Below are 17,180 nucleotides of genomic sequence, written 5' to 3' on the forward strand. Positions count from 1 at the left end.
GGTCTCCTCGGCGATCGAACGAGTGCGCGGCCCGCCCGGGCGCGCGTGGGAACTGCTGGTGCCGTATCCGGGCCTAATTGTCCGAGGTCGGCCGACGCTCGGCGAGTTTGCGGGCCACCTCGTCGCGCCAGCGGGCGGCGTTGCTGCCGTCGAGTTGGCCGGAGAAGGCGCGGTAGGCGGCGCCGACGAGTTCATCGGAGATATTCGGGTGGGCGCGGGCAATGGCCCACAGCGCGGTCTCGGTGTCCTGGTCCAGGCCGGTTTCGGTGCGCACGCCACGCCCGTCCATGACATCGGCGAGCACCGAATGGAAATTTCGCTGCAACTGCTCAACGCTCGGGCGACCACTGCGCACGTGCGTCCCTCCTCGTCTCTCGATCCGGTGCCAGCATGGCATATCTCGGGTGGCCGTGTGGTGGCCGGAATCCTATGTTTGGGCGAACCCTCCGTCGGTACCCGTCCGGTCAGGAGAAGATCCCCGTCCGACGGTTCGGATCGGCCAGCACGCTCTGAATGAGCAGGCCGAGGTCCGCATTCGGGTCGACCGGTCGATACCGGAGCTCGTAGTGCGGATTTCCGGCGATGCGCACCACCAGGCGGGTGAAACCGTCAGGGGTGGGCCGACACTCGGCGTCCGCGCCCAGCCGGTCGAGGGCGACGGTCTGATCCGCGATCCGCAGCATGAGGCCGTGCTGGGGATCACGGTAGAAGATCACCGGCACACCGTCGAGCTCGCCGTACACACCCGACAGCGCGCCCGCGACACTCGGAGCCGAACGGAACTCGCCCGTGGCGAGATCGAGCGTCCCGAACTCACCCCACCCGCCATGCCGACCCAGGTAGACGGCGGACCCACCGTTCGACGCACCCGAGGCACGCGGGAACCGCTGCCTCCCCCGCTGATTGGCGGGTGGGGACGCCACCGGCGGCGGCATCATGGGCGGCACGCCACCCGGAGGCATACCCGAGCCATTCGGCGTCGCGGCGCGCTCCGGTGTGCCTCCCGGCGCGTGCGGCCGATCCGGAGCCTCCGGAACACCGTGCGGCCCAGGCACATACGGCTGCGTACCCGGAGCCTCCCCTTCCGGCCGATGACTCAGCGGCGGCCCACCCTCAGGCGACACCGGCGGCGGCCAAGAACCAGCCGACGGCAACCCGTGACCACCGTTAGGTGTAGTGGCCGCCCCCGGATATTCCGGAAGCCACGGCGGCTGCGACGGCGCAGGGGCACCATCGGACGACCCCGAACCGGTTGGCGGCCAAGGGAACTCGGGTTGCTGCGGACGCGGAAGCTGCGGCACCTCAGGCACCTGAGGCAACTCGGGCCGCGGCACCTCGGGCAGCTGCGGCAACTCCGGAACCTGCGGCGGCTCCGGCAACTGCGGCCACTCAGGCAACTGCGGCCACTCAGGCAGCTGCGGGGGCTCCGGCAGGTGTGGAAGCTCCGGCGGCCGAGGCAGATCCGGCACATCCGGTAGCTCCGGCGGACGCGGAGGCCACGGCGGACGCGGAGGCCACGGCGGACGCGGCGGTTCCGGCGGACGTGGGGGTTCCGGAAGACGCGGCGGTTCCGGCAGCGTCGGCGGACGCGGCGGGTCCGGCAACTGCGGCGGCGTCGGCAGTCGCGGTGGTTCCGGGACATTCGGCGGCGTGGGCGGTCGCGGCGGTTCCGGGACATTCGGCGGCGTGGGCGGTCGCGGCGGTTCCGGCGGACGCGGGGGCTCCGGCGGGCGCGGGGGCTCCGGCGGACGCGGGGGCTCTGGCCGGTCCTCCGGAGGAAGCTCCCACGGATAGAGGTCCTGCGGCGGGGCGGGCGTGTAGTCCGCGAAGTCGACATCGAGGTCGCGCGGGAACCGAGGCAGGTGGGAGCGGTAGGTCCAATACTTCGGATCAGGCTCCCCCGGCCGCCCCTCCGGCGGCCGATTCGGCTGCTGCCCACCAGCATCGGGTCCGGAGGACTCCCCCGTGCCACCGGCCGTCCCACCCGGCCCGGCCGGATTCTCCCCGGCTGCCCGAGTGTCCTCATCGGGCGACGCACCCGCTTCGGGCGCGGCCTGATCGCGCCGCGGCCCGCCCTCCGCCGCCGATTCCCCTGACGGAAGAGGGGATTCACTCTCCACCGACGATTCACCCGGTGGTCGCGTGGCGGGGCCCGATGATGGCGGGATCGGCCCCGCTGCTGAGGCCTCCTCTTCCGCCGACTTCCGCACGTCGGCAGTGGAATCGTGCTCGGGCGCGCCTTCCGGCGTCGATTCGACTGAAGGCAGCGGGGATTCGCCGCCCTGTACCGGCGGCGCAGCTTCCGGCGGCTGGGCAGGTGGTTGCTGCGTGGGGCCTGGCGGCGGGCTCTGTCCAACCGCGCGGGTGCCCCGTTCGGTCGACTTGCCTGTTTCTGGGGTGGCGGGATGGTGCCGCGGCACGCCCTCCGGCTCCGATTCGACTGGAGGACGGCCGGATTCGCCGCCTTCCGCAGGCGACGTGGCGGATGGTTGCGGGGCTGCTTCGGGGTTGGCTGGATCGTGCTGCGTGGGGTTCTCCGCTGCCGGAGTGCCCAGTTCAGGTGAGCTGCCCGCTTCCGGCGCGGTGGGGTCCTGCTGCGACTTACCCTCCGGCTTCGATTCGGCCGGAGGCAGCGGGGATTCACCGCCCTGCGACGGCGGGGTGGCGGCGGGGGGTTGGGTGGGTGGGAGGGCGTTGTTGGGGGTGCGGGGTGGTAGGAGGGGTTGGGGTTTGGGGAGGGGGGCTGGTTCGTAGGGGATTCCGGCGCGGTCGCCGGTGAGGGGTGGGCGGGCGGCGTCCCAGTGGAGGCCTTCGAGGGCGGCTACCCAGGCGTTGGCTTCCTTCCAGGTGGCGTCGGGGTGGTCTTGGAGGTACTTGGCTTCGGCCAGGGCGTCCTGGAGTAGGAGGAGGTCGGAGGGGAGGGGGGTGCCGTCGATGAGGCGGTGCCAGGCTTCGGCTACGGCGGCTACCGCGTCGAGGGGGGATTTGACGAACTGGCCGGTGACCGGGTCCAGGCGGCCGCGGGGGAGGCGCATGAGGTGGTCTTTGATCAGTTCGAGTTCGGCGCGGGTGAAGACCGGGGGGATGTGTTCGGCCATGGCGGCGGCGAGACCGTCGGTGACGGCCCGCGCCAACGCGTCGCGGTCGTCGGGTGGGAAGCGGTCGAGTTCCTGGCGCAGGTCGGCGATCAGGTCGCGGACGTCGTCGGAGAGGTCGCCGCCGTCGAAGACCAGGTCGAGGATGACGTCGGCGGGGTTGGCGTCGGGGCGCGCCGCCAGTTCGGCGTGCACGCGGTCGACGAAGTCGGAGAGGCCGCCGTCCTGGGCGTCGCGGTAGGCGGCGAGATTGCGGGCGATGGTGCCGCAGTCGTTGTTCGCCAGGTCGTCGCGGAACGCGCGGTACTGCTCGTCGGCCCACTGCTGCACCGTCGCCCAGCGCCGCGCCGCCTGCTCCCGCCGCTGCTTGAAGCTCTCCGACAGCTCACCCCGGTCGTCGACGTGCTCGGCCGGATCGAATTCGCGGGCCATCGGCTGGATCTCGCCCTGCTGGGTCCGGAACAGCGGATGTCCCTTGAAGCCCGGGCGAATCCGCCCCGGATGCTCCGGGTCGGCGTACCAGGTGAAACCGCTCAGCTTCGCCACCTCGAGGATGACGCGCATGACATTGGAGGCCGCGTCCGCGTACGGCAGCGTGTACATATCCATTCCCGGCGGCACCCCCGCGGGTTCCGAACCGCCCGGGATGTGCGGCAGCAGATCCTTGTTGATACCGGTATTCGGTTGTCCCGCAGCGGGATCCACGAACGGGTCGACGACCGCCGCCTGTACGCGGTCCACCGCCCAGCCGCTCACCCCTTCCGGCAGATCGCGCTCCTGGTACTCCTTCGGCACATTGCCGGGATCGCGGTTGGTGACCCAGTCCGGCCGCGTCGGGTCGACGGGATGCCAATTCCCTTCGCCGTCACGCCATCTGGTGCTGTGGAACCGGTATCCGCCATTCCAGCCGGAGACCAGGTGCTCCACCCTCGGCGGCGGCGCGTCCACCACTCGACCGGCACCGGTCCGGTCCCCCAGCACCTGCCGGTACTCCACGACGGTGCTCGGATCCACCATGGCCTGCGCCACCGCGGCGCTGTAGTCCAACGCCTGCGCCAGCGCCCGGTCCAGATCCGCGTTCGGCCGCGTCCGCGGCATACCGTCGGGCCCCATGACGAGTTCGTCGCGCGGACCGAACACGATGATCCGCCGCGGATCGCCGTCCACAATGGCCACCCGATCGGTGACCATGCGCGCGCCTTCGCTCTCGGCGAGCTGTCGGTACGCCGCCGTGACGCGCTCCATCTCGTCCTGGAGCCGACCGATTCGGTTGTGCGCCAAGTTCACATCGTTCGCCGCCCGCACGAGCCGATCCAGGTCGGGATCGTCGGGGTGGCGGGCGCGCTGATCGTCGAGGGTCTGGGGCAGCCGCTCGGGGCTCAGGGCCGCCTCGTCGACCGATCCGTCCTCGTCCACCAGCCCGAACCGGGCGGCCAAGTCGTCGCGCACCCGTCGGGTCGGCTTGATGCGCATCAGTTCGTCGCCGCGCTCGCGGGCGAGCCGCTCGTGCTCGACCCGCAATTCATCGGGCAGCGGCCGATGCTCGATCGCCCCGGTGCGCTCCAGCTCCCGCATCTCGCGGTCGACCCGGTTGACCTCGTCCTGGAGGTCGTGCACCTGACGGGCGGCCTCGAGAAGTTTGCGCAGGGCCTCGCGGCGGTGGGCGATCTCCTCCGTTCCGGCGGGTTCGCGCAGCTGCCGAGGTCCTTCGTCGCCCGCACCGTCGATATCCACCGTGCGAATACCGAGTTCGTCGTAGAGCCGAAGGACGTTCTGCGCCAGCGCCTCTCGGGTGCCCAGGGCGGCTTCGGGATCGATGCCGTCGAGCAGCCGCCCGATGCGCGCATCGCGTTTGGCCCGCCAGAACTCCAGCTCTCGGACCAGCTCTTTGCGCTGTTGCAGCAACTCGTCGTAGTTGTCGCGGACCGCCGGGGCATCCGGATCATTCTGTGGCGCACCGGAATCGGGCGCGTGCTGTGGTTCCTCGCCATCGTCGGGCTCGTGCCGCGCACCCGGTTCGGGGGCGTCGTCACCGGTCCGAGCGGAATTCCATTGCCGCTCAGCCGCATCCAGCAAGGACCAGTACAGCACCTGATGGGGTTCGCTGGCCCTGCTGCCGTTCATCTCGACATCGGCGAAGGCCTCCGCCAGCGCCTCGATCGGATGGAATCGGCCGTTTCCGTCGAAGCCGTAGGGGCTCAACCCCTTCAGCCAATCCTTGAACGCCTGGACATCGGCGTCGGTGGCGATCGGTCCTCGGGTGTCCTCGAAGTGCGCGATCAGCGCGTCGAAGGCCCCGTTCTGCGCGGCGATGCCGCCCGCGTAGTCGAGGCCGTGGCCGAGTTCGTGCACGATCGTCGAGAACACCGGCCGCGCGGCGGATCCCGGCACGATGCCCTTCGCCTCGTCACGGGCCAAGCGCTGCGCCAGGTCCTGCGGATCGGCGGCGAACCGCTCGTTGAGCACGATGTGGTCGGTGTAGATCCGCCCGTCGGCGTCGCGCGCGGGCCAGGCCATGGCGTACACCTCGGGATCGTCGAGCGACCCGATCTCCACGCGGCGCAGATCGATGACCGGGTACTGCCGCAGCGTCTGGTCCAGCGCACGCGCGAACTCCCGCACCACCTCCGGGTCGACCCGAGGATTGTCGAAACCGTCGACCTCGAGTCCCCACCGCTGCCGCAGTTCATCGGCGACCTGACCGGGATCGAGGGCCGACCACAGATCGTCGGGACGCGGCGACCACTCCGGTTCGGCCGCACGGGGGGAATCGTTGTCGCCGAGGCCATCCGACTCCTGGTGCGGCTCCCGCCGCTGCCCCGGATCGGACAGGTCCGCGGCCGAGTCCCGTACCTGCGGCGCATTGTCGAGCAGCAGTCGGTACAGCGCCTGTGCGGGCTCACTCGCCTCGGGGCCGTTCAGGACGACATCGGTGAACGCCTCGGCCAGCGCCTCGGTCCGGTTCAGCACGCCCTGGGCATCGAAACAGTAGCGCGGCAGCTGATTCAGCCAATCCATGAAGGCGTTGACATCGTGCGTGCCGTGCAGCGCCGTGAACCGGTCGGCCAGGGCGTCGAGTGCGGCCTCGCGCGAGGCGAGCAGCCCATTGGCGTCGATGATGTGGCCGAATTCGTGGACGATGGTCGAATAGATCGGTCGCGCACCGCTTCCCCGCACATGCATGCCGCTGGCGTCGGTGGCGCGCACGGCCTCCGCGGTCCGGAGGGGGTCCGAGGCCCGCCATTCATTGAGAATGATGCTGGTGTCGGTGACCCGGCCATCGCGCACATTCCCGTCGGCGGCCGCGACCGGGTTGGTGAACCAGCCGCCCAGCGGGCCGATCTGGAGGCTGTCCAATCCGACGCCCTGGAAGCGCGACAGCATATCGTCCACCGCGCGGGCGAATTCGCGCACGACCTCGGGATCGACGGAGCCATTGTCGAAGCCGACGGTGTCCAGGCCCCAGCGCTCCCGCAGCTCGGCGGCGATCTGTTCACCGTCCAGCGTGGACCAGGCATCGTCCGGGCGCGGCGACCAATCGGCTGTGGGATCGGGCGCATCGCCGAAGACCAGGCTGTCGGGCGAGATCGCGTCGCCCGGCGGCTGCGGTGTCGAATCGTCTTGTGCGGCAGGCTGTTCCGGCTCGTGACGTCGCGCCGCATCGATGCCGGGGTCCGCTGACGGCGGCGGGGCCTGCTGCGCCTCCTCGAGGGCGGTGACCAGGCGGTGGTACAGCACCTGCGAGGGTTCGGTCGCCTCGTCGCCATTGAGCATGACATCGGCGAAGGCCACCGGCAGCGCCTCGCCCAGATTGAGGGCGTGCTGGCGGTCGAAGCTGTAGCCGTACAACTGGTTCAGCCACATCATGAGCTGCACGGGATCGGTCGAGTACCGCGACGAGAAGTACGCGATCAGGGTGTCCAACGCGTCGGCGCGGGCGGCGAGCTGCGCGGTGTGGTCCATGGCGTGCCCGAATTCGTGCACGATCATCGAATAGGTGGGCCGGGCCGCGGAGCCCGGCGGGTGGAAACGAGTGTCCTCGTCGCGCGCGAGAGCATCGGCGAAGCCGTCGGGGTCGGTGGCCCACAACGTATTCAGCGTGATGCGCACCGGATGGATTCGGCCGTCCGGGCCGTAGCGGCCCTCGGTCTCGGCGTAGGCCTCGGGATTGTCACCGTGAACGGGCCCGACCTCGATGCGGCGCAGGTCCACGTCGGGGAATTCGGTCAGCATGTCGTCGATGGCGCGGGCGAATTCGCGCAGCACCTCGGTATCCGCGCCGGTGAGGTCGTCGAAGCCCGAGATATCCAGGTGTGGCCAGCGCCGCTGGAGTTCGTCGGCGATCTCGGAGCGGTCCAACGGGGTCCAGTCGTCGTCGAACTCCTCGTCGTCCTCGAGGTCCGTGTCGTCGAGATCCGAGTCGTCGAGGTCCGAGTTGTCCAGGTCCGAGTCGTCCAGGTCCGCAGCGTCGAGATCTTCGTCGCCGCGGTTCTCGTCCTTCGGTTCCATCGCGTCGGGCCGAGGGCGGCCCACCGCGGGATCCTGCACGGCATCCGACGGGTACCCGTGCGGCATCTCCGCGTCGGCCGCGGCCGTGAGCAGGCGGCGATACAGCACCTGCGCGGGCTCGCTGGCATTGTCGCCATTGAGCACCACATCGGTGAAGGCCTCCGCGATCGCCTCGCCCGCGTTGAGTCCGCCGTTCGCGTCGCGGCTGTAGCCCGAGAGCTGGTCGAGCCAGGCGAAGAAGGCCACCGGATCCTGGCTGCCGTGCACCATCTGGAAATGCGCGATCAGGACATCGATCGCCTCCTCGCGCGCTTCCGTGCGCCCGGCGTAATCCAGCGCGTGCCCGAGTTCGTGCACGATGGTCGAGTACACCGGCCGGTCAGCGGAGTTCCGGACGTGGAACCCGCCGGACTCGTCCTGAGCGGTGGCCTCGGCGAAGCCGAACGGGTCCCCGGCCCACAGCTCGTTCAGGACTATGCGCTCGGCATGCATCCGCCCGTCCGGCCCGGTCACCGGGTGCGCCTCGGCATAGGCACCGGGCTCGCTCGCCGGACCGATCTCGAACCGGCGCACATCGATGGCCGGGTACCGCGACAGCATGTCGTCGATCGCACGCGCGTACTCGCGAATGACGTCGGTGTCGTAGTACACGCTGTCGAAGCCGATGGTCTCGATCTGCCAGCGCCGCTCGAGTTCTGCGGCGATCTCGGCGCGGTCCAGCGTGGACCACAGATCCCCGGGCGTCTCCGGTTCGGGTGGTGACAGCGTGAGAGGTGGTTCCAGCGGCGGAATCTCGGAGCCGTTCTTGCCGTCATCCGGATTGTTCGGCTCGGACAGCGGGGGCTGGGCGCGCATGGCATCGGGCGCGTCGCCGGGCCCGTCGTCGATGCTTCGGCGCAGTTCCTCGAATTCGGCGTCGACTCGGCGGCCGATCTCGTCGAGCCGGTCCTGTGTCTGCCGGAACAGTTCGTCGAGTTGTCGATCGGCATCGCGGGCGATGTCGTCGATGCGGGCACGCGGGTCCGCCGACCGCTCCGGCGAGCCGGACGGCTGAATCTCGCGCGGGGTGACGGTGATTCGGCCCTGATCGTCGTAATCGATCCGCAGCTCCCGCACGGGTACCCCGCGCTCGGCGAGCTCGTTCAACTCCGGATGTTCCTGCCGCGCGGCATCCCAGACGGGAACAGCGTCGGTCTCGGTCCAGCCGACCACCAGAATGTGCGGCGGATCGCCGTCCACGACGCCCACGCGATCGGTGACGAGGCGTGCGTCCGCGGTCAGGAGGGTGTCGCGTTCCATGGCGGTCGCCATGGCCCGGTCCAGAATGTCGACCTGTTCGGCGGCCTCGTCGAATCGCCTTTGCGCCGCGGCTGTTTCATCGTCCGGTGCCTGCCGTCGCATGGTCTCGTCCAGAGCGGCGCGCGCCGCGTCGCGCTCTCGGACCGCGGCCGTGCTCTCGGCGGCGAGTATGTCGAGAACCCGCTGCCGCTGTCGCGCCTCTTCCGGCGTATCGGTCCGCGGCTGCCGCGCCGAATCGTCTTCCCCCGCAACGGATCGAGGCGGCGAGCCATCCCCCGCGCCGGTCTGCGGCACCGCGGCGGCCGAGGGGCTCTGCGGTGGTCGGGACGGGCCGTCCGGCCGTGCCGCCGGTGTCGGCCCATCCTCGTCCGGGCCCTCCTGGTCCCCCTTCGACGAATCATCCGGCCGCTGTGGCGAATTCGGCGACTGCGGCGAATTCGGCGACTGCGGCGGGGTGGGCGCTGTCGCGGGCGCCGGACCGACGAGTTCGGCGAGCCGCGCGGCCTCGGCCTGTGCGCGGGCCAATTGGGCCTCGGCCAGATGCCAGCGCTGGGCCGCCGCTTCGAGTTCGGCGAGTCTCGTGCCCCAGCGCGCCACCTGGTCCGCCGGTCGGCTGCGGTCGCGCTGTTCCTGGAGGGTCTCGTCGAGACGCCCCGGGGTGAGGTCGGATTCATTGACCGGAATGCCCGCCCGTGCGGCGTCGAATGCGGCGCGGGCCTCGTCATGCTCCCGCGTGGCCGCGGCGAGATCCTGTTCCATGCGGGTGCGCGCCCAGTCGGCATGCGGTCGCAGCCGGTCCATTTCGGCCTCGATGCGACGCAGCCTGCGCGTCGCCTCCTCCAGTGCGTCGATGCGCGCCGCGCGCTCCACCTGGGCCGGTGGGGCCGGGAGCTGTGTGGTGACCGCGCGCAGGTCGTCCAGGGTCTGCCGGAACCGATCGGGTGCCAGGTCCGCCTCGTCGACGGCGACCCGCTCGCGCGCCGCCGCCAAAGCCGCGTCGAAATCGGCTCGCGCCGAGGCGAGTTCCTCGCGAAGCTCACCGTAGCGCTGGACAGCCGGATCCTCCGGTCGGGCGAGTTGTCGCTCCAACCGGTCGGCCTCGGCCTCCAGGCGGGCGAGTTCGCTCTCGGCGGCGTGCAGGTTCCGCGCCGCGTCTTCCAGCGCGTCGATGCGCGCCGCGCGCTCCACCTGGGCCGGTGGCTCCGGGTAGACCGAGGTCACCGACCGCAGATCACTCAGTGTGTCGTCGACTCGATCCGGCGTCAGGTCCGCCTCGTCGACGGCGACGCGCTCTTGTGCCGACGCCAAGGCCGCATCGAAGTCCGCTTGGGCGGCATCCCTTGTCCGAGTGGCGTTTTCGCGCTGCCCCGCATTGTCGACGGCGGCTTCCTCGGCCGCGCGCCGGTGGTACTGCTCGGCCAGATCGGCGAGGTCGGACAGGGCCGCGGCCCGATCGCGGGCCTCCGCGCGCAGCTGGGTCTGTAGATCGGCCAGTTCTTCGGGCGTGAGACCCTCGTGCTTCTCGATCTTGCCGTCGCGGTAGGCCTCGTACACCTCGGCGAGCTGCTCCGGGGTGGCATTGAAGACGTCGACACCGATGATGCGGGACCAGTCGCGGCTGGGCTGGGGTACGCCATCGGCCGCGGTGGTGGGGTCGCCCGCCTGCCGTCCGTCGCCGAGGGCATCGGCGAAGGCGCGCGGGTCGCCGAGGAGGTCTCGAATATGGCGTGGGGCGGTGGAGTCGTGGATCCGGAGTTCACCGTCGGCGGCGCGCGGATCGGCGCTGCGGTCACCGCGTGTGATGTCGGTGTAGGGATCGACGTCCAACAGCGTCCGCAGGAAGTCCGCGAACGCGGCCTCGGCCTGCGAATTCCGGCCCTCGAAATGCGCCAGATCCAGCGCGTTGGCCAGCGCCCGACCGTCGATGCCGGTGGTGTCGCCGTGGCGCGCGTAGAGGAGCTGGCGCGGGTCGTGCGTCTCGCCTCGGTCCTGGAAGTAGCTGTCGTCGCCCTTCAGGTACTTGGCCGGGTACAGCTCTTCGGGATCGAGGCCGAGCGCGCGGGCGAGCCGATCGCGGGCCGCGAGCACGGCGTCGGAGTCGATGCTCTTGCGCAGCTGTGACGCGTAATTCGCCAGATCGTCGAGGCGCTGGCGGGTGAGCGCGTCCGGTTGACGCGGATCGCAGAGCAGTTCGGCGATGCGTTGCGGGGTCATCGCGCTCAGATCGGCGATGCCGAGGCGGGTGGCGAGCTGATCGCGCCTGGCGGTGACGTCGAAGAAGGTCTCGATATCCCATGCGGTGCGGGCGAAGTCGGCCAGGCCCTCGATCTGGGCGGCGCGCAGGGCATTGCGCAGCAGTTCGTCGGCGACCGCGCGGCGCGACCGCTCGGGATCGGAGTCGTCCAGGCCGAGATCCGCGCGGGGCACACCCAATTCGTCTGCCAGGCGCAGGATTTCGTCGCGCAGTTCGCTGGCCGGGCGCAGCGGGGGCTCGGGTGTGAGCTCCGAGGTCGGCACCGGACGCCAAGCGTCGCCGTCGCCGTCACGCACCAGCGTCACCGGCAACTCCTGGCCGTCCACCGTCTCGCGGATATGCCGAACCTGCGGCGTCTCAACGGGATCGACTCGCAGCTGGCCGGTGCGGTCGACCCACGCGTCGCGGTAGTCGACGACCGCGTCGCCGTCGTTCACCGCGCGTGCGACATCGGGATGGTTGGCCAGCGTGTCGGCCAGTGCCGCGTCCCCGTCGAAGACCACGATGCGATCCGGGCCGCCGGTCGGGTCGGGTAGGCGCAGCACCCCGTCGCCGAGCGGCTGCCCGTCGGGTTGCGCGTTGATCCATTCGTCGAGCAGATGATCGCGGCGGGCGGGGTCGTCGTCGCGCACGAACGGCGCGGCCGCATCGGTGAAGTCCGCGAGTTCGCCTGCGCGGTCGGCGGTTTCGTCGCGCAGCCGGGCAATCGCGTCCTCCAGCCGGGTGGTGGAGAGTTCGGCGTGGACGCGGGAGAGGTCCTCGCGCCCGAGTCCCGCCAGGATTTCCGCGCGGTCGGGCCCGCTGACGGCCGCCAGGAGGTCGGTGAGCTGCGCGTGGTCGAGTCCGGCGAGCACGCGCGCCAATCCGTCCTCGCCCAGATGCGTCAGATAGGGCTCGACGGTCTCCGGGTCCATGGCCGAGAGGTCCGCGGCGATCTCGTCGGCGGTCCAGCCGGGGCGGACGTAGTCGAAGACCGCCGGATCGACCGTCGAGAGCACCGAACGCAGTGCGTCCGAGGGCAATCGGGACAACATGTCGGAGAGGAAGTTGACGTCGAGGTCGCGCAGCAAGCCGACCGCCTGATCCGGCGTCAGCAGGTCGAGCAGCGCCCGCGCGGCCTCGTCGGGCCGGATGTCGGCGGCGTCGCGCAGGCCCAGATCGGCCAGATCCACCCCCAACAGCTGCGCCCATACCGAGCGCTCGTCGCTGAGCTGATCGCGGCGCAGCGCATTGGTGTAGTGGTCGGCGTCGCCCGGTCCGCCGCGATCCGGGTCGCGTACCTCGATCTCGTGGGGATCGGCCCAGGTAGGGCCGGGTTCGCCGCCGTTGTTGACGCCGTCCCAGCGCAGCAGCGTCCCGCCCTCGCCGTTGGCGGCGGCCAATTCCCGCAGGTAGCGGTCCAGCGGGTTGAGGTCGTTGTAGGCGACCTGGTCGCTGAAGGGCAGGCGGGCGTTCTCGGCGATGTAGCGGCGGGCCGCCTCGGAGAGCCCCTCGATGGCCGCGGCGCGGCGGGCATTGCGGTACTGCTCCTGCGCCAGCGCCTCGGCGACGGTGCGGGGGTCGGTGTTCGGCAGCTCGATACCGAACTTTCGCGCTGCGTCCATGAGCTCTTGCTCGGGGGTGGGCGCCGCATCGGTGTCTGCCGGAGCGGGTGTCGAATTCTCCTCCGGCGCAACCGGTCCCGGCGGTAGCTCGGGGGTCTCGCGGGTCGGCGGGAGCAGTGATTCGTCGGGGTCGAGGAATCCGGCGAGTTTGAGCTCCTCCTCCATCTCGGCGAGGAGTTCGGGGTCGGCCTCGTCGATCCAGTACCGGTACTCCTCGTCGTCGGAGATCATGGCCGGGGGCGTGTCGCCGGATTCGTCGGGGGTGCGGCTGGTGAGCCACTTCAGGATGCTCGGGGCGTTCTCGCGCCGCCGCCACAGCGTCGCGATCTCCTTGAGAATGCGCGCCGGGTTGAAGCTGCCCGAGCCACTGCCATCGGTGATTCCCGCCATATCCGACAGCACCGTCTGGCCTTGGCCGTCGAACCCGGATCCGGAGGGGTACTTGGGATTCGAGCCGTCGTAGCCCGCCATGGAGGGCCGCAGCTGCTCCTCGAGCCGCTGTCGCAGCAGGCCCTGTTCCCTGGCCTGCTGCCAGTCCCGGCGAACGCCCTGCCACCAGTCGCGCATGCGTTGCCGCAGTGTGCGATTGCCGTCCGCCGGGGTCGGCAGGTGCGTGGGACGGGGCTCCAGCGCACCCTCGTTCTTGGTGGGATCGCCCTCGCTCTCCGGAGGCACCACCCGCCACTTGCCGTCCTCACCCAAACGGACTGTGACATCGACGTTCTCACCGTCCACGTCGAGCTTCACGCGCTTGGTGTCACCCGGTTTCGCGGTGCCGTCGCCATCGCCCGGATCGCTCGCGGCCGGGGTCGGCGGCGGACCGAGCGGCGGCTGCCCGCCTCCGCCGTCCGCGGTCGGCTTGGGCGTGGAGCCGTCGTTGGCCGGGAGCTCGTCACCCGGCTTCTTGGACCCGTCACCGGCGTCCGGCTCGGACGGCGGGGCACCGTCGGGCTCGCGCTGCGCACCGGACTCGTTGTCGGGCTCGCCTTCCTTGGGCGGGGTCGCGTTGTTGTCCTGCGCCTCAGGCGGTTTCGCGGGAGCCCGCTCCGAATCGTCCCCGACCTTCGGCTGCGGCGTGCGCGACTCGTCGGTGTCTTTGCGCGGGGCGCCGTTATCATCCTGCGTCTCCGGCGTTTTCGCGGGCTTCCCCTGCGAATCGTCTGCGGCTTTCGGCTCCGGCGTGCGCGACTCATCGGTGTCTTTGCGCGGCCCGCCGTCGTTGTCCTGCGCCTCAGGCGTTTTCGGCGGGGTCCGGTCGGGAGGGCCGTCGGTCTTGGGTTGCGCGGACGAGGGGTCCCCGGCGCGGGCCTCGGCGGCGCGCATGGCCAGCGCGAGCCGCTGGCGCGGGGAGATCGGGTTGAGTGCTTTGCCGTCGGGGCCGAACAGAATTCCGTAGGTGCGCTTGGGTTTGCGCGGCATGTCGGACGAGAGCGGGCCGTCGATGCCGTTGGCGGGGTCGCGCACGATGATGTCGCCGCCCTCGAAGGCGAGTACGTAGGGGTGCGCGCCTCGGTCGCCGTGATCGTCGACCACGAACGCGTAGACGTTGTCGGGCAGTCCCTGCTCGCGTAGTGCGGCGGCCTGCGCTCGCAAAGTCTCGGCGATGGCCCGCAGGTTCGAGAACCGCTGTAGGTCGGCACCTGCCGCGACGGTGACCTCGTCGAGGGACATGCCATCCGCGCCGATCTCGTAATCGGGCAGCAGGATGTAGTCCCCGCCGGTGGCGTCCTTGATGGACGCCAGGGCCTGGACGGCCGGATTGACTGGGTTATCCGGATCGTCCCGTGTCTGCGCCCCTTCGGATTCGGGGGCTTCCCCGGCGAGCGCGTCGTCGGTGCCGTCGTCGGCCTTCGGTGTGGCGGGTCCGTCGGCCTCGGGTTCGCCCTGCGGGCGGGGCTCGGCCGAATTTTCTTCGGCGGCGCGAGCACGGCGATTCGACGGGGAGGAGTCCCCACCGGGCGTGGCGGCGGGCAGCGGAGCCACCAGCACGTCGCCGGTGGTTCCTGGAGAGCGATCCTGGTTCGCGGTGTCGTCGTCCGGCCGCACACCGTCGGAATCCTGGTCGGCCGCTGACTCATCCTTGGCGGCCGCCGGTTTGCCCTTGTCGGCCGCGGCCTTGTCCCCGTCGGCCGACGCCTGGTCACGGTCAGCCGCCTTGTCTTGGCGAGTCGCCTCGTCCTGACCGGCCACCTTCTCCCGGTCGGCTGCCGCGTCCCGATCAGCCGCCTTCTCCCGGTCAGCCGCCGCGTCCCGATCAGCCGCCTTCTCCCGGTCGGCTGCCGCGTCCCGATCAGCCGCCTTGTCCTGGTCGGCTGCGGCCCTGTCCCTATCGCCCGGCGACTCGTCTGTACCGGCTGGCATCTCGTCCTTGCCCGCCGTCGCGGCGGGGGGCGACGCCTCACCCGCCAGCGGGGCGGACGGTTGCATTGCACCGGACGGGGTTTCGGGTTCGCCGACCACCTGCTGGCCGTCCTGTGCGGACTGCGCCGCCGTGTCCCGCGCTCCCCCGGTCACCTCGTCGCCCGTCGACCCCGCCTTCACCGGGAGGCCCGGCTGACCGGCTCCGGCCTCGGGGGTGCTCGCGGCGGTCCCGGCACGCGTTTCGCCGCCGCCCTCCACCGATCCGGGCATGCGCACGTCACCGGCGCGCGGGGTGTTCGCGCCCGCGTTCGGGGTCTGCGCGGGCGTGTTCGCGCCGCTTCCGGGCGTACCGGCCTGCGCGGGCGTGGCCGCGGGGCCCGCCTGTGCCGGGCCCGCCGCCTGAGCGGGACCCGCCGATTGCGCCGGACCGGCGCTCGGCCCGGCAGCCTGGGACGGGCCGCCGGAAGCTGGTCCGGCTACACCGGAATCCCCTGCACCGGAGGGCAATCCGGCCCCGCTGGCGGCGGGAGCGCCGGTATCGCCGGGTGTCCCCGGTGCACCGTGATGCTGGTACGCCGATGAACCGTCCTCGGCGCGCCCATTCGGCGAGCTGTCGCCCGCGCCGTCACCACGACCCGAATCGCCGCCCGATTCACCGGTCCGGTCGCCGCCCTCACCGCGCTGGTTGCTCGATCCCGAGTCGTCGCCGCGCTGACCGCCCGAACTCTCGCCGCGCTGACCGTCGGAACTGTCCCCGCGCTGACTACCCGACCCGGAATTGTCGCTGCCTTGGGCGCGCGCCCGGTTGTCCCCGGAAGTGTCACTCCCGGATCGCCCTGATCCGCCGCCGTCACCGCCACCGCGCCCGGCACCGCCGCCGGTGTTGTTCGACCCACTCCCGGATCCACCGCCCACGCCGTTGTTGGCACCGCCCCCGGCACCACTGCCCGGCCCACCGCCAGCACCGGTCCCCGGACCCGCACCGGTTCCCGGCCCACCGGCCCCGGACGGCATGAGCGGCATATTCCCCACCCGCATACCGCTGGGCGGGGTATTGAGCCGAGGATGCCAGAAGTTGTTGGCCGCGTTCTTGTTCAGGCCCGACATCAGGCCGTTGGACGCGCCCGCGGTGAGCATGCGCGGATCGAAGTTCTTGAACGCGTTGGCCAAACCCTCGTTGGCCTTGGCGAAATCACCGTCGTACTTGATGAGATCGGCGACGTACTGCGCGCCGGTGCCCGCCGCGAAACCCGCTGTGGCACCGGCCAATCCGGCCGTGAGCCCGGTGGTGGCGGAGGTCAGCCACTGGTTGGTCCCGTTGCGCCGCATGGCATTGCCCACGACATCGCCCATCGGCCCCGCCGCCGCACCGCCCGCCGCCGCACCCACCATGGTGACCACGAGCTGGGTCATATCGATCTCTTTGCGGTGCCCCTTCGACACCTGGTACTGCTGAATTCCCAGTTCCTGCAGGGTGCCCAGCGTCAAATCGATGGCGACGTGCTTGAGCAGGAACTTGACCAGGGCAGCGCTCAGGAAGCGGGTCACCCAGCCCCTGATGGCATTGACCGCCGCCTGACCGATGAGCCGCACCGCGATACGCCCGGCCGCCAGCGCGATCGCCTCGAGCGCCGGGCCGAAGGGCGGAAATATCCAGGCCGCGATCAATTCCGCCGCCAGCAGCGCCAGCGACGAGTAGAACATCAGCTTGGTGTATTCGATCTCGGTGCCGACCTGGTAGACGTTCTCGCCGGTCTCCGCGAAGTACTTCACCAGATCAGGCAGCGCCAGGCTCTCCTCGCCGCCGGTGGCCTTGACGCCCTTCAGCGCGGCGAACAGCTCCGCCATGGCCTCGCTGCCCTTGCCATCGGGATAGGAAGCGAGAGTGGCGTATTCGGCGTCGTCGATCGCCGACATGAGATTGTTCAGCCCGTCGGCGGCGGCCTTCCAGTCCCCGGCCAGCGCCCACATCTGGTCTTCATTGCCCTCGGGCCACTCCATGCCGACGATCCAGCCCAGCCATTCGAGCTCCCCGGGCAGTTCGATCATGTGCGGGTT

General features: G+C 70.8%; 2 protein-coding genes. Both read right to left on the bottom strand.

Translation table 11 applies throughout. The annotated features are described in order from the left end of the window. Nucleotides 1–73: 73 nt before the first annotated feature. On the bottom strand, nt 74–355 hold the full coding sequence (locus tag ACIBH2_RS25265) for a hypothetical protein (RefSeq protein ID WP_397121699.1): 282 nt from the start codon (nt 353–355) through the stop codon (nt 74–76). 109 nt (nt 356–464) lie between these two features. After that, nucleotides 465–17,171, bottom strand: coding sequence for a hypothetical protein (locus ACIBH2_RS25270; protein WP_397121701.1), 16,707 nt, complete (start codon nt 17,169–17,171; stop codon nt 465–467). Nucleotides 17,172–17,180: the final 9 nt, after the last annotated feature.

The sequence above is a fragment of the Nocardia sp. NPDC050406 genome, assembly GCF_044459025.1.
Taxonomy (GTDB): Bacteria; Actinomycetota; Actinomycetes; order Mycobacteriales; family Mycobacteriaceae; genus Nocardia.